The 14,786-nt window shown below is 61.9% G+C and carries 12 protein-coding genes and 1 pseudogene; 4 read left to right on the plus strand and 9 right to left on the minus strand.

Annotation, left to right across the window (positions count from 1 at the left end):
* Positions 1-64 precede the first annotated feature (64 nt).
* From VGD45_RS07710 to VGD45_RS07740, 7 genes are all read right to left on the minus strand, one after another.
* On the minus strand, positions 65-1,102 hold the full coding sequence (locus VGD45_RS07710) for an endonuclease (RefSeq protein ID WP_331154828.1): 1,038 nt from the start codon (positions 1,100-1,102) through the stop codon (positions 65-67).
* Between the two features lie 177 nt (positions 1,103-1,279).
* Positions 1,280-1,852 (minus strand): cyclase family protein, encoded by a 573-nt coding sequence (locus VGD45_RS07715; protein WP_331154697.1) that lies wholly within the window; start codon positions 1,850-1,852, stop codon positions 1,280-1,282.
* A 33-nt stretch (positions 1,853-1,885) separates the two neighbouring features.
* Positions 1,886-2,221: a 2Fe-2S iron-sulfur cluster-binding protein gene (locus VGD45_RS07720; protein WP_331154698.1), complete on the minus strand. Its 336-nt coding sequence runs from the start codon at positions 2,219-2,221 to the stop codon at positions 1,886-1,888.
* Positions 2,221-4,353, minus strand: a complete 2,133-nt coding sequence (locus tag VGD45_RS07725; RefSeq protein WP_331154699.1) for a TonB-dependent receptor — start codon at positions 4,351-4,353, stop codon at positions 2,221-2,223. The genes VGD45_RS07720 and VGD45_RS07725 overlap by 1 nt, the downstream gene beginning before the upstream one ends.
* A 64-nt stretch (positions 4,354-4,417) precedes the next feature.
* Entirely contained in the window at positions 4,418-4,810 is a 393-nt protein-coding gene (locus tag VGD45_RS07730) for a YybH family protein (protein WP_331154700.1), read from the minus strand.
* A gap of 24 nt (positions 4,811-4,834) precedes the next feature.
* A complete protein-coding gene (locus VGD45_RS07735) occupies positions 4,835-5,863 on the minus strand; it encodes a Rieske (2Fe-2S) protein (RefSeq protein ID WP_331154701.1) in 1,029 nt (342 codons plus the stop codon).
* Between the two features lie 95 nt (positions 5,864-5,958).
* Complete coding sequence (locus tag VGD45_RS07740; protein ID WP_331154702.1) at positions 5,959-8,652, minus strand: LuxR C-terminal-related transcriptional regulator; 2,694 nt, start codon at positions 8,650-8,652, stop codon at positions 5,959-5,961.
* A 247-nt stretch (positions 8,653-8,899) separates the two neighbouring features.
* Here VGD45_RS07740 and VGD45_RS07745 point away from each other — a divergent pair, with 247 nt between their 5' ends.
* Together VGD45_RS07745 and VGD45_RS07750 are read left to right on the plus strand one after the other, a co-directional pair.
* The gene (locus VGD45_RS07745; protein ID WP_331154703.1) at positions 8,900-9,583 is read left to right on the plus strand and encodes a type 1 glutamine amidotransferase domain-containing protein; all 684 of its coding nucleotides are present in this window, start codon (positions 8,900-8,902) and stop codon (positions 9,581-9,583) included.
* Positions 9,584-9,603: 20 nt separating this feature from the next.
* Positions 9,604-10,827, plus strand: coding sequence for an NAD(P)/FAD-dependent oxidoreductase (locus VGD45_RS07750; protein WP_331154704.1), 1,224 nt, complete (start codon positions 9,604-9,606; stop codon positions 10,825-10,827).
* 143 nt (positions 10,828-10,970) lie between these two features.
* Here the strand turns inward: VGD45_RS07750 and VGD45_RS34320 are convergent, their stop codons facing one another.
* Positions 10,971-11,225: a helix-turn-helix domain-containing protein gene (locus VGD45_RS34320; RefSeq protein WP_414717564.1), complete on the minus strand. Its 255-nt coding sequence runs from the start codon at positions 11,223-11,225 to the stop codon at positions 10,971-10,973.
* On the opposite strand from VGD45_RS34320, the gene VGD45_RS07755 reads away from it, so the two are divergent.
* Positions 11,202-11,384: a hypothetical protein gene (locus VGD45_RS07755; RefSeq protein WP_331154705.1), complete on the plus strand. Its 183-nt coding sequence runs from the start codon at positions 11,202-11,204 to the stop codon at positions 11,382-11,384. The two genes, VGD45_RS34320 and VGD45_RS07755, sit on opposite strands and share 24 nt — an antisense overlap.
* Before the next feature lie 68 nt (positions 11,385-11,452).
* On the opposite strand, the pseudogene VGD45_RS07760 reads toward VGD45_RS07755, so the two are convergent.
* Positions 11,453-11,680: pseudogene (locus tag VGD45_RS07760) on the minus strand (hypothetical protein); the annotation flags it as partial.
* 296 nt (positions 11,681-11,976) lie between these two features.
* Between VGD45_RS07760 and VGD45_RS07765 the strand changes: the two are divergent.
* Complete coding sequence (locus VGD45_RS07765; RefSeq protein WP_331154707.1) at positions 11,977-14,781, plus strand: AMP-binding protein; 2,805 nt, start codon at positions 11,977-11,979, stop codon at positions 14,779-14,781.
* Positions 14,782-14,786: the final 5 nt, after the last annotated feature.

Below are 14,786 nucleotides of genomic sequence, written 5' to 3' on the forward strand. Positions count from 1 at the left end.
CTTCTGTGGATCGCTCGAGTGAGCGCTTGCGGAGATCAAAACTATCGGGGTGTCAAGGTCCAGGTCAACGGCAGTTGCCAGCCTTGCGGAAGCCGGCCGCCCGCGCCTTCGCCTCATTTTCGAAGTGCACTCGGTTCTTGGCTGAGACGCTCTCATAGCCTGGGCAGCCTTGTGGCAGATGGTAGATTCTGGAGCTGCGGTTTCCGAGGACGGCGCCCATAGGTGTCGAATGGGTGGCCTCCGGCGCTGCCTGGGCCGAGGAAGATGGACGCAGCGACCGATGTCCCGCCGGGATCGGTGTCACTATTCCATCCGCGGTGTTTCTGTGGCCACGCGTCCACTGCCGCGTACCAACCACAAACGGGTTGGAATGGCCCATGATCTTGGCAATCCGACGATCGCGTTCGAGCTCCCACGCGGTTGCCGGGTACCTCTTGTCCCAAGCCATCAACAGGCGTTGCTGCTGATCACTCATGCGGAGGTCATACCGATCGTGCATGTAGAAGTAGATCCGAGCGAACATCCCCTTCACGTCATCGCGCGGCTCGACGATGCGAGCCTTGAAGTCGACCTTGAAATCACATGCGCCATGCCGCCTGGGCGTCGATGGAAGGAGCCCGAAGCGGAAGTTTGAGCGATCGGCGTTGAGCTCGCCCGCGGACGGCACGAGGTTGTGCATGTCCGCCTCCATCATGCGGAACACAGGGTCATCCGCCAGGCAACGCTTGCGCCCACCCTCTTGCCAGCATTTTCGGTGCTCGCCGAATGAATGTGCGGGCACGACATGCTCCCACTCAAGCCGAGTCGCACGCTCTGCATCGGCGCGAGCCAGAAGACCACAGCTTCTCGCGTCGATGCGCCCGCCCGAGCGGCCGACCCAATCCCAATCACATCCACAGTACGCGGTGCCTAGCGCACTGCTTCGGCTCTGGTCTTGGTAGACGGACTCGCGTAACGCGACTTTCGCCTCATCGAACGTTGCGGGCGACGATGACTGACCAAATACGGCGGACAGTAAGAGTGGAAAGGCAAGAAATGCGTGCAAGTGGATGCGTACCAAGTAGCCGTGATCGAGGTCGCGCGGCTGCTTCCGTCGCACCATCTTTTGGGATTTCGTGAGATGCCCACGGAAGGCCGCGCCATCCCAGGTGCCCTGATCATGACACAATTGCTGCGTCGCGGCACACCGCCTTCAGGCGGCCCGTCACGGAATCCATCGGTGGAGCGTCACGCCGATGGATGCCTTCTGAATCGATTCGTCCGTCTGGCCAGGGTTTGTCTACGCCGTCCTGGTCTCCGCGATCACTCGACATGGCAAACCGCTCAGGTCCGTCCGGCTCAGCGGCGCCGTGTAGACGGTGAATGGCGATGAGAGAGCCAGCAGCCGCTTGACGTTGTTCAGATTCTCGATGATGAAAACCCCGCGGTCGGCGCAGTACTGATCCACGGCAGCGTGCTTCTTCGGTTTCTGCACGCCAGCGGCGTCCACGCCGATGAGGCGCACGCCCTGATCGACCAGGTACGCCACGGTTGCATCTGCAAGCTCGGCGCTCTTCTTGACGTAGTCATGAGCGGTGTCATAGCCCAGCTCGTCCACCCAGCCGGTGTAGAAAATGAGGATGTCGCCGCTCTGGAGCGGAACGTGTGCGATGTCCGCGATCTCGACCTCGCGATCGCGAATGTGCGAGATGTCGACGACCTTGCCGTTGGTGCGGAAGCTCTCCAGAGGAAAGGTCTTGTCCATGACATCGAAGTGCGTTCCTGCATGCCCCGCCTCGACGATCTTTCTCACATAGTCTTCTCCGCCGCTGAACTGGGCCAGGTTGAGCGGCAACGACAAATCGATCAGCATAGAATCCTCCACACAAGAAAAAGAAAATGCGCCCTACTCGTCCGGCGCAACGACAATGCGCGCAGCGGCAAGCGCGGCGGTCACTTCGACCTGACAGGCAAGTCGAGATTGACCCCGACGAAAATGACGACTGTCTTCCAGCAAGGCGGTCTCTTCCGGGCTACGCACGCGCTCGAAATCGACGCTGTCCGCTTCGACATAGATATGACACGTGCCGCAGCTCATGTTCCCGCCACAGACCGACCCGACCGCGACGTTCGCATCTTGCAGCGAGGTAAGCATCGTTTCGCCCAGCTGCACCTGCACGCGACGTTCTCCTGCGTCGTCGACCACAAGGAGATCAATGACCGGCTGCTCTTGATTCGACATCAGTAACGAACCGTCAGCTCGATCCCGTAGCTCGACCCCACGGGTGGGTAATACAAATCATGCCCCAGCGGGTGCCCGCTATTGGTGTAGGGCTGATAGTCTCCGGTGACCTTCGTGTTCAGAACGTTTCTTCCCCAACCTGTCACGCTCCAACGATCGTCGCTGTCGCGCACACCGGCTCGCAGATTGACCAGATCGCGCTCGGGCCTGCGATAGACATTCTCCGGATCCCAATAGGGGCCGCTCTCGTATCGGTAGTCCGGACGGAAGAACACGGTGAGTCCGTCCGAGATCGGCAGCTGGAGATCGAACCCGACGTTGGCAGTGACTTTCGCGATGCGCGGCGGCCGATTCCCGATATAGGTGCTCGCCTCGCCTGTAAAGCCAGCAGGCGGTGTGAAGTCCCTGATCTCCGGATCCGTGTAACCGAAGCTGGCGTAAATCTGCAGGCCCTGCATCGGACGAAAAGCGCTCTCGATCTCGAAGCCACGGATACGAGTCTCGTCGATGTTCACACCTACGTTCGTGGCGCCCACCGTATCGAACAACTTGAACTGGCCGTTCTCCAGATCGGTCTGAAACACCGCTGCATTGACGGTCAGCGCCCGATCGAACCAGCGCGTCTTCGCCCCGAGCTCATAGTTGGTTGCGGTCTCGGCGAGGATCAACGGATTGCCAAAGCTCGAGCCGCTTGCGTTGAAGTCGCCGCTGCGGAATCCCTGACCCGCCGATACATACAAGTTGAGATCGCCGGACGCTTTGTAGATGAAGGTAGCCTTGGGCTGCCACTTGGAAAAGCCCGCTTCGCGCTCGGCGCCGGCGCCCGGGACCTGATGAATCTCATCGTCGTCATAACGCAGCGCCAGCTCGACGCCGAACCTGGCGGTAAAATCGTATTGCACCTGCCCGAAGCCCGCCCAGGTCTCGTAGCGATTCAAATCGCTATTGGCCGAGAACAGCGCATCGGCCTGCGTCGGGACGGGCGACAGGCCGAAGAAAAATGGATCTACGTAGATATTCGTGTCCCGGCGCTGATTCGACCGAACGTGATAGCCACCGATCAGCCAACTGAGAGTGCTGCCCGAGGGCGAAGCAAAACGCAGCTCCTGAGAAAAACCCTTTTGCTTCTCATGCTGAGTCGCCGCCAGAATGTCTGCCGACGTCATGTCCAGATCTTCGGCGAGGCCTTCGGTCACATCGACGTAGGCGAGCGTCAGCGTCGTCGTCGCGAGCGAGTTGTCCCACGTCAGCCGGCCGGAGAGGTCGTGCAGCTTGCGCGGATTACTTCCCACACGGTTCGCATCGAACGGATCGGAGCTGATCGCGGGATCGCCGGAGCGACTCCAAACGTACGCCGGATCGTGACCCTCGGCATCCGAATACGTGTATTTGATATCCGCCTCGACGTTATCGGCCGGCGTCAACACGACCCGCAAGCGGGAGGTCACATCCTCATACTTATCGGAGTAGCCAGCCGTTGTAACGTTGCGCACCTGGCCGCGCCGATCCGTGTATGAAACGCCACCGAGCACGTACAGCAGATCGGGAACCACCGCTCCGCTCACCGAGCCCTTGCCGATCCATTCATCCGCGGACCCCGCACTCGCAAGCGCGTGAGCGGCAAACTCCGGCCCCGGCTTCGCAGTCGTCAGGTTGATCGCTCCAGCAATCGCGTTGCGCCCGTAGATCGCGCCCTGCGGGCCTTTCAACACCTCGATCTGCTGCAAGTCGAACTCATCGACGTTGAACTGCATCGGTGAGATGTTGAGTACGCCGTCGACCACGATGGCGGCCGGCGGTGGTGAGTACTGCGCCTGGCTCTGCCCTCGGATCGACAGGTAGTTCGTGCCGAGATTGAGCGCGTTGTCGAACGTGACATTCGGCGTCAGGTTGGCGAAGTCCTGCACGCTCACGATGCCGGCCCTGGCGATGTCCTGACTCGTCATCACGGTCACCGCGATAGGCACGTCCTGCAGCGACTCGCTGCGACGACGCGCCGTCACGGTAATCTCCTCCAGGTTGGCGGATGCATCCATCGTTTGCTGTGCAAGTGCCGAAGACATCGTCGCGACCGTAGCCAGATCGACGGCCGCAACGAGTGCGTAGGTCAGAGGTCGTTGTCGCAGTCTCATGAAGCTCTCCCCTGTCGATTTAGTTATACGATCTGCGCTACGTCATCGCTGACGATCCGTCACTTCAAAGCAGCTTGCCCCAAGAGAAGAAGTCCATCTCGACCCGCCAGCCCTCCGGCGTCCGCCGCCAGGCGATCATGTATCTGCATTCCGTCGACTCGACGCCTGGCTCCCGCGGCTCGAGGATGGCGCGGCTCACTTCGTATGCCAGATCGCCTCCGGCTCGCACCTCAACCTGCACGAGACGGCATCTCACGAATGCCTTCATCACTTCAGTGAACAACGCCGCGATCGCTGCTCGGCCGCGTAGCAGCGGCGAATCCGGGGCGGACATCATCGGCTCGGCGACGTAATAGTCCGCAACCAATGCCGCCGCATCGGATGCCGCGAAGTGTTTCTCGAACAGATCGCTGCGTACGCGGATCGCCTGACGAACATCGTCCGGGGCTTGAGTCATGCCACTGCTCCTCTTTCAGGAATATCACTTGATGAAATCCGCGGACGGGTGCGCACGCGGATACTTTCGGAGCATCTCGATGTATCGCCCCAAGGTGAGATCGCCGCGGGTCAATGTGCCCGCCGTGTAATGGATATTGTCGAGAATGGGCTTGTCCTCGAAGGCCGTGCGGCTCAGCAGCTGTTTGCCGAACTCGAGGCGCTCCTGGACCTGCCTCTCGCTTTCCGGCGAGCCATCGCCCTTGTGCACGCAGATGGCCATGAAGGGCCGATGCGCGCCCGGCCGTGGCAGCGAGAAACCGGCGAACACGCCGAGCCACCAGCCATCCACGGTGCCCTCTTGAATGTATGTGCTCGAGCCGCGAATGCCGACGTTCCATTCGATGGCCTCATCGTGCTGATGACGCGCACTGATCTTCATACGAAACCCGTACGGCTCCCACTGGACCACTGCGTGCGGGTCATCGGTGAGGAACCGAATGCCATGCACCGCCTTGATGTGCTGGATATCCGGTGTGTTTGCCGCGAAGATCCAGCCGTCGCAGGTATAGAGGTCCGCGTAGAAGGCCGTGTACGCGAGCTGCTCGTCCGGGGTATCGAAGTCGAACAAGTCCCACAGCGGCTGCTCGCCATTGAAGACCCAGACGATGCCGAAGCGCTCGATGACTGGGAACTTGAACAGGCACGCGGTTGGCGGCGGCGGGTCGCCGACACCGGTCTTCGCACACCAACCCTCGGCGTCGTACTCCCACCGGTGAAAGGCACATTGCAGACGATTGCCGATGACCGCTCCGACCGACAGATCGGCGCCGACGTGCGGGCAATAGGCGCTCATCACTCGCGCCACACCGTCTTCGCCGCGATACACGACCACGCGACCGTCGAGGAAATCTCGTCCGATCACCTGCCCCTGCGCTACTTCATTCGATAAGCAGATCGGAAACCAGGACTGGCTGAACAGGCCGTTATCGCCCTCATGCGGCACCGGGCTCCGGTGCCGTCGCCGGATGCGATCGATCGCGACCGTGTGCGCCTTCACTGCGTCATTCGCCATGCCCCTGCTCCTGATCTTCTGGTGGTGCTTGCGTGGGCGATAAGGTCCGCCGAATGAGCCGGCGGAGCAATTCGACCAAAAGGGGGATGGGACGATCAGACGATCAGCTTCGCGCGCGCGAGTGCGATCGCCTGCGAGCGTCGGTTCACACCGAGCTTCTGATAGATTTTCTTACGATGCGTTTTGACGGTGCTCACCGAGACCGAAAGGCGGTAAGCGATTTCTTTGGTCGAGAGCCCTTCGGCAACCAGCGAGAGTATTTCCGCTTCTCGTCCACTCAAGTCGACTTCGGCAGCGGCTTGCGTGCGACGGCGGGGAATCAAGCGGCGCTGCAAGGTCTGCCGCGACTCGGCTGCATCCGCGTGGCGAAGCGCCGAGCCGCAGAACTCCGTGATGCGAGAGGACATCGGTCGACCGGCGCTCATTGCCCACTCAAACACTTCGAGCAAGCTCTCACGATGATTCAGCAGCTGGCGCGTGAACCCGGCCTCGAGCGCCAGCTCCATGGCACGAACGAAAGTATCGAAGGCCTCATGATGCCGACGCAGGCGGAATGCCGTCGTCATGGCGAGCACCTCGAATGTGAAACGCAGACGCGCGTCGCCATCCTGCACGTGTCGTCGCTCCAGGCGACGCAGGTACTCCGCAGCCTCACGAAGACGGTTCATGCGTAATAGCAGCCGCGCCCCTTCGATCAATGCCGCGCTACGCAGGCGTAAGCCCCACGCCGGGACCGTGGCGCCCGGCGCTGTCAGCTGACCGATCGTTTCGCTCTCGAGCAAACTCATTGCGTAAGGCAGATTGCCAACACGAGTGGCTTCGCGCAGGCGTAGGATCTGAATGTAATCGGCAAGTCGCTGCAGTCGCTTCTGCCTCGCGATGATCTCTGCCTCGTTCAGCACCGTCGCGACGGCCGCCTCGCCTTCTCGCAAGCCGGCCAGGTCGACTGCGGCGCTGAAACCGTTCGCATACAGTTCGAACCAGCCATTGAGCAGGGCCTCATGTCGCAGCGAGGTTGAGAGCACCCGCGCGGCGATGTCGAGGTCGTTGTTCTCGTAGTACAACACTCCTCGCAACACGTCCACGATCGCATCGCCATGTCCTCGCTCACCGAACGCCCGACGCGATACGCTCTGAGCATGCTCGATGTGCAATGTGCTTTCCTTCGGGCGACCCAGCATGAGCGTGACTGTGGCCTGCTGCATGTGCAGATAGAACAGCACATGGTCGGCACGATGATGGCGCAGCGACCCCAGCCCCAACTCGCCGATCGCATACGCATCCCTCACGCGGCCGCAGCTCGAGTATGTGACGCACAGAATCGATGCGAGGCTCGCGAGCATCACCGGATCGTTATCCATCGCCTGCTCGAGATGCCGCTCGAGGATGTCGATCTCGGGAGCATCCATCGCCTGGTCTTCGTACACCCGAAGCACCATGTCCAGCACGTCGACCAGACTATCGACGTCGGTCTCCCGGCCGCTCGCGCGCAGACTCTGGAAGTCATGCGTCGCCGCCCGCAGATGATTGAACTGCGCGCGCGCTTCCTCGAAACGCCCATCCTGGGCCTTGAGATAAATCTGACCGAGCGTGAGTAGCGGATATTCGTGTGCACGCCCCGGCGGCTCCGCTTCCAGGCGCAACACGGACACTCCCTGATGCATACTCAACCGAAACGTGCCGGCCCGTTCCACAACGGCCGCCGCAAACTCTCGATCGCCGCATGCATGCGCGTGGCGAACTGCCTCCGTCGGATAACCATTGGACTGGAACCATTCCGCGGCGAATCGATGCAGGTCGCGCTCCCTCTCACGCGCCATGCGCCGCAACTGTCGGCACAGAAACGCCGCCAGCAACCCATGCAACCGATACCACTCCTCGCCTTCATCGAGTGGCTGCAGGAACAGTCCCTTGCGCTTCAGCCCCAGCAGATCGCGCCAGTTCCACGAGCTGTCCGGCAGCTCGCGCACTATGCTCGCCGAGAAACGTTCGAGTACCGCGAGCTCCATCATCAAGCGCAGCTCATGCTCTTCGAGCGAGTGCAGAACCTGTTCTTCGAAGTAGCGGCCGAGCGGATCCGGGATACGCGCGATGACGGCGCCGTCGGGCACTTGCCAGCTCCAATCGCTACCCGCCATTGCAAGCGCACGTGCGCCAGCGGCCCATCCTTCGGCGGCTTCCAAGACCCCGGAGACGTCCGCCGCAGGGCAATCGGCACACAATGCGAGCAGTTCCTCCTGCGACATGCGCAACTCGCGCTCGGACCAGCGGGCAGCAATGCCCGCAAGCTCGAGGTGGCCAAGCTTGAGATCGCATTCACCGCGAGCGGCAATGAATATCCGGGAATCCTCGCTCACGCTGCCGACGAGGTTGGCCAGCACGCGCCAACACGCGGGGTTACGCAGAGAATCCACATCATCCAGAAATAGATCTGTCCCCTGCACATTGCCGAGCGCCTCGACGAGGCGCTCGGGCGTGTCATATGCCGGGCCGAGCGTGAGCCAGCGCAAGCGGCGCGCCCCCCGCCACTCATGCCGTGCTGCTTGTGTTAATAGCGCCGTCTTTCCGTAGCCTGCCGGTGCAACGATCTCCCATACGCGGACATGAGGTTGATCGCGCAACATGCGGGAGAGCAGTTCCTGGCGCATGACCAGCGGCGCCGGCAGTCTCGGCAGCTCCATCGACACTGACTTGGTCAATGGCAGGTGAGCCACCGGGCGCAATGTCGTTCCTGGATTCGGCGCTGGATCGCGACTGGCTGGGCCCTTGGATGAGTTGTCGGTTGTCATCGGCCGATGCTGGACTGCAAGCGTCAACGGTACGCCATGTTCGTCTCGTCAATCCACCCCAAGGCGATATTTGCCCCGAGGGGTCGCTCGCGCCATCCCCCAAAAAGGACGAGGGACCGGTGGACGTACCGAATTTCATCTCTATGTGCCCCCTCAATGGACGATGGGTCCGCCGCCCCGGCGCTGCGACCATGCGCACCGGCTTTCACATCGCCCTGTTATCGCCAGGGCGCGATCAGGAGAATCCATGTCCAAGAACATTCTGATGGTGGTCACCTCGAACGACCGCCTCGGCGATCATGGCGCGACCGGCACCTGGCTCGAGGAGCTGGCCGGTGCGTACTACACGTTCGTCGACGCGGGACACACGGTCAGCATTGCGTCGACACAAGGGGGACATGCACCGCTGGACCCCGGCAGCCTGCAAGAGCCCTGGCTCACGAATATCGGTCGAAGATTTCAGCAAGACGCACGCGCCACCGCCGCCTTGAACGGCACTCTGCCGATCGAAGGTGTTACGGCTGCCTCCTACGACGCGGTCTATCTGGTCGGGGGCGCAGGCACGGCGTGGGACTTTCCGACCAGTGCGCCATTGACCCGATTGATCGAAAGCCTCGATCGCTCGGGCCGCATCATCGCTGGCGTGTGCCACGGTGTACTTGGACTGACGGCGGCGCGCTGCCCTCATGGAAAAGCGCTGGTTGCCGATCGCAACGTGACTGGCGTCAGCAACGCCGAAGAGCGAGCCATCGGCTACGACAAGATCGTGCCACTGCTACCCGAAGATCGGATGACTCAGCTCGGCGCACGTTACTCCTGCGCGGCCGAGCCTTTCCAGTCGCACGTAGTCCGCGATGGCAATCTGCTGACCGGCCAAAATCCTGCTTCCGCCGCACCGCTTGCGATCGAAGTGCTGCGGGCACTCGGCTAGTGCGACAGTCGGCCACTGGCATGCCCGATCGCATCGTCATTCTGGGAGCGGGCCACGCGGCCGCACAGGCGATCGAGACCTTGCGGCGCCGAGGGCACGCTGGCCCGATCGTTCTGGTAGGCGACGAGCCGCACCTGCCCTATCAGCGCCCGCCGCTCTCGAAGAAATATCTCGCCGGGACACACGAGCGCTCGCGACTGCTGGTACGCCAGGCTGGATACTACTCAGAGCACTCGATCGAAACCCGGCTCGGTCGGCGCGCTCTGGAAATCGACAGGCGTACGCAACGAGTGCGCCTGGACGACGGTTCGGCTCTTGCTTACGACGCCTTGCTGATCGCAACCGGCAGCCGCGCGCGGACTTTGCCTATACCCGGCGCAGAGCTGGATGGAGTGCGTTACCTGCGGACGATGGCTGATGTCGACTCGCTGCGAGCCGCGATGGAATCCGCACGTCGACTCGTGATCATCGGCGGCGGCTACATCGGCCTCGAAGTGGCAGCGACCTGTCGCAAGCAGGGGCTCGCAGTCACCGTCCTCGAGGTGCAAGACCGCGTCATGAAACGAGTAGTCAGCAAGGAAACGTCTGCTACGTTCACAGCCGAGCATGTCCGCAATGGTGTGAAAATCCTCTGCGGCGTAAGTCGTCTGGAAATAGCCGCTCACTCCGGAACGCGCCGGGTGCGCGCAGTGCTCTGCGCCGATGGCAGCGAGCACGAGGCTGACATCGTGTTGATCGGTGTCGGCGCCGAAGCCGCTCAAGAGCTCGCTCGCGATGCAGGTCTCGAAATCGACGACGGCATCGTCGTAAATCGTCACTGCCGCACGTCCGATCCATCGATCTATGCCGCTGGCGACTGCACCAGTCATCCCAGCGTGCGCTACGGCGGCCAGGTAAGGCTCGAATCCGTCGACAATGCATTCGAACAGGCAACGACTGCTGCGCTCAGCATGCTCGGCGAGCCGGCCGTGCACGATGGCGTGCCGTGGTTCTGGTCGGAACAATTCGATCTGAAGCTCACAATCACCGGGCTCGGCTCGGGAGCCGATACCGTGATCGTACGCGGCGACCCCGCGACGCATTGCTTCAGCGTCTGCTATCTCCGCGCCGGCGAACTGCTTGCGGTCGAGAGCATCAACAATGCAAAAGATGCGATCGTCGCACGCAAGCTCATTGCCGCGCGAACCCGCCTCGATCCGCATCGGCTTGCGAATCGGACCAGGGCACTCCCGGAGTGCGTTTAGCGAAGTTGGCGCTCAGCCGCCGTCAACCGTCGACCTGCTGATGAGCGCGCCGTTCGATGAGTGATGAAGGGCTCAGAGATCGATGGTCGGACCTGGCTATACATATCGTCAGGCAGTGGATGGGACGCCGGATGAGCGACGCATCAATCGGACCGCTCATTATTCGGTTGTCGGCGCCACCGTCCCGGGCTCGTCCCTATCCGCCTGCGAAATACTCGCGTGAAATGAGATTGGTCGGAGAAGCCGCAAATATGGGCGATCTCAGTCACAGAACGCGAAGACTCCTGCAACAAGACTTTCGCTCTACGCAGTCTCAGCAGCGACAGATATTCCCATGGAGACGCGCCGACAGTCAGGCGAAAAACACGGCAGAAATGAAAACGGCTCAGATTCACCACCGCAGAAAGATGGTGTATCCGAATGACCTCCCCGAGATGGCTTTCGATGTACTCGTTGACGCAGCGGATCTGTTGCTGCGTGAGTTGGCGCTTGACCTGCCCTCGGCGCTCAGCGGCATTTCGTCGGAGCGCGAGATCCTCCGAGGTTGCTCGCCGTAAAGGTGAGATTTGAATTGAGTCCATTAAACGCTGCAGGATGTGACCTTGCTACCGCGAGCGCTACGCGGTCAGAGTTTGCTCGCGGTGACACTCACCGGCCCGCGGACGTGATCGAACACCGCGGAGATCACGACGGATCCCTCGCCGACCGCCGACGCTACCCGCTTGACCGAGCCGGCTCGCACGTCGCCCACGGCGAAAATTCCTGGGCATGAGGTCTCGAACTGGGTTCGCGCACCGGCCGCCTCGCCACTCAAAACGAATCCCTTGGAGTCGAGCTCGTATCGCGGCGACATGCGCATCGGCCAGCGGCACGCGCTTCATCGTTTCGAGGTCGGATCCGATGCTTTCCATCTCGTCATATTGCCGCCGCTGGAGATGACACGATAGCGTCAGCTCATGCAACACTGAGTCGCAAGATCTGCAACGCCACCGCATAGCTTTCTCGGATCGTCCGTCAGCCATTACCCTCAGCGTTAGTGGCGTCCACGGGGTCTAACCTAGTCGCTGCCGGGTATTCCTAGTGGTTTACAGCTTACCGCCGACTACGCTCAGGCCTACATCGACACAGCAAGGGGGCAACCGACAAGCCATGAGTTCGGCCGCGGTACCAGCGGCCGAGCCTCTGATCGAGATTGTCCGCGCGACGCTGAGGGATTTGCGACACGCGGAAGCGGACACGCTTCCGCTGACACTGGAGAGCACACTCGATCACGACCTCGGCCTCGATAGTCTCGCTCGAATGGAATTGTTCACGCGGGTCGAGGAGCGCTTGCGCGTTCGGTTACCGGATTCCCTGTTCGAGACCGCGGAATCTCTCGGTGACATCGCCGCCGCACTACGCGACGCACCGGCGCTGAAGCCACTCGCGTCCTATTCGGCTGCTGAAGACACGGCCGCGAAAACAATCGCAGCAGCGCCGCCGGCGAGCATGAGGACTTTGAACGAAGTGCTCCGCTGGCACGTAGAGCAGCACCCCGATTTCCCTCAAATCACGATCCGTATCGACGATCGTGAAGAAATCCTCACCTACGAGAGCCTGTGGCGCGACGCCATTGCGATCGGCAGCGGTCTGCAGAAGCAGCGACTGCAACCTGGCGAGCCGGTTGCACTGATGCTTCCGACCAGCCGCGATTACTTCGGCGCATTCTTCGGCATTCTGCTCGCCGGGGGCGTGCCCGTGCCGCTCTATCCTCCAAGCCGTCCGAGCCAGATCGAAGAACACGTCCGAAGACACGCTGGAATCCTCGCAAACGCGCAGGCCGGCACGCTGATTACTACACCCGACATGCGACGCCTGGCAGCTTTGCTACGCATGCACGCACCCGCTCTGCACCGGATCACGACCGCGGATGAGTTGAGGACTCTGCATGCGGAGCCAATCCGAGCCGAGCACCTGCACGAACACTCGACCGCCCTGCTTCAATACACATCCGGCAGCACCGGACAACCCAAAGGCGTCGTGCTGAGTCATGCCAACGTGCTCTCGAATCTGGAAGCGCTGGGCCGCGCGCTCGATATCCGGCGGGGCGACGTGTTCGTGAGCTGGCTGCCTCTTTATCACGACATGGGACTCATCGGCGCATGGCTCGGCACGCTCTATTTCGGCCTGCGGCTCGTGGTGATGTCGCCGTTGGCTTTTCTCTCCCGGCCGTTACGCTGGCTCGAGGCAATCCAAAGCCATCGCGGCACGCTGTCGGCGGCGCCCAACTTCGCGTACGAGCTCTGCCTGAGACACGTGACCGATGACGAGCTGGCCGGCCTGGACCTGAGCACGTGGCGTATCGCGATGAACGGCGCTGAATCCGTGATGCCGGACACCCTCGTCCGCTTTCAAGAAAGATTCGCGGGCTGCGGCTTGCGGCCCACTGCTTTGACGCCCGTGTACGGTCTCGCCGAATGTTCGGTCGGCCTCACGGTGCCACCGCTCGAGCGTGGACCGCTGATCGATGTGATCGAACGCGAATCGTTCGTACAGCACGGGACTGCAACACCTGCCAGCCCCATCGTCACCAACACGCTCTCGTTCGTCTCCTGCGGTCGGCCGCTCACGGGGCACGATGTGCGGATCGTCGACGACGCTGGCCGTGAGCTCGACGAGCGCCGCGAAGGTCGGCTCGAGTTTCGGGGACCGTCGACGACACAGGGCTATTACCGCAATCCGGAGGCCACGGGCAAGCTGATCCGCGAGGGCTGGCTGGATAGCGGCGATCGCGCCTACATGGCGAATGGCGAGATCTACGTCACCGGACGTATCAAAGACATCATCATCCGTGCCGGCCGGCACATCTACCCCGACGAGCTGGAAGCTTCGATTGGCGCGATTCCCGGTGTGCGCAAGGGCTGCGTCGCCGTCTTCGGTAGCACCGATCGCTCGGCCGGCACCGAGCGTGTCATCGTGTTTGCGGAGACGCGCGAAGAGAACGCCAAAGAGCGCGAGGAGTTGCGTCAGGCGATCATCGCTGCAATCGTTCAGATGATGGGCGAGCCCGCTGACGACGTTGTGCTAGCGGCTCCTCACACCGTGCTCAAGACCTCGAGCGGCAAGATTCGTCGAGCTGCGACCCGCGAACTATACGAATCTGGCCGATATGGGCCCGCGCAGCGGCGTGCAACGTGGATACAGTTGCTGCGCCTCGCGCTGAGCGGTACGCGTCCTGCGGCACATCGAGCTCTTCGTCAGATCGCGAATCTTCTGTACGGCGCGTATTTTTGGACGGTCTTTGGTTTGGTGGGCATCGTCACATTCTTGCTCACGCTGCTGCCCCTGTCCGCACCAGTATTCTGGACGATCGGTCATCGCGCCGCGAGACTCCTGCTGTTCCTTGCCGGAATCCGCCTTACCGTCATTCACGCCGACGCTTCCGCATTCGTAGGGGGCAGAATCGTCGTCGCCAATCATTCGAGTTATCTGGATGGCCTGCTGCTGATTGCTGCCCTTCCCCAGCCCTGCCGCTTCATCGCCAAGCGCGAGCTCGCACGCACACCGGTCATCGGCAGATTCTTGCGACAGATCGGCGCTGTGTTTGTCGAGCGCTTCGACGTGCGCGCAGGCGTTGCAGATGCGCGTCGCATAGCGAAGTTGGCGGCTCGAGGAGAATCGTGCATCTTCTTCCCCGAGGGAACATTCGGCCGCGGGCCGGGCCTCTTGCCGTTTCACTTGGGCGCCTTCGCGGCTGCCGTCGAGACGAACCGCCCCATCGTGCCGATTGCGCTCCAAGGCGCTCGCACCTTGCTGCCCGACGGTCGGTGGCTGCCGCGACACTCGCCTGTTACCGTCAATATCGGCCCGCCGATCGTACCGCCGCAGGCGCGCAATGCGTTTTTGGCAACGATTCAATTGCGCGATGCCGCCCGTCGTTTCATTCTCGATCGTTGCGGCGAGCCGACGCGATGAGTGCG

The sequence above is a fragment of the Steroidobacter sp. genome, assembly GCF_036402275.1.
Taxonomy (GTDB): domain Bacteria; phylum Pseudomonadota; class Gammaproteobacteria; order Steroidobacterales; family Steroidobacteraceae; genus Steroidobacter.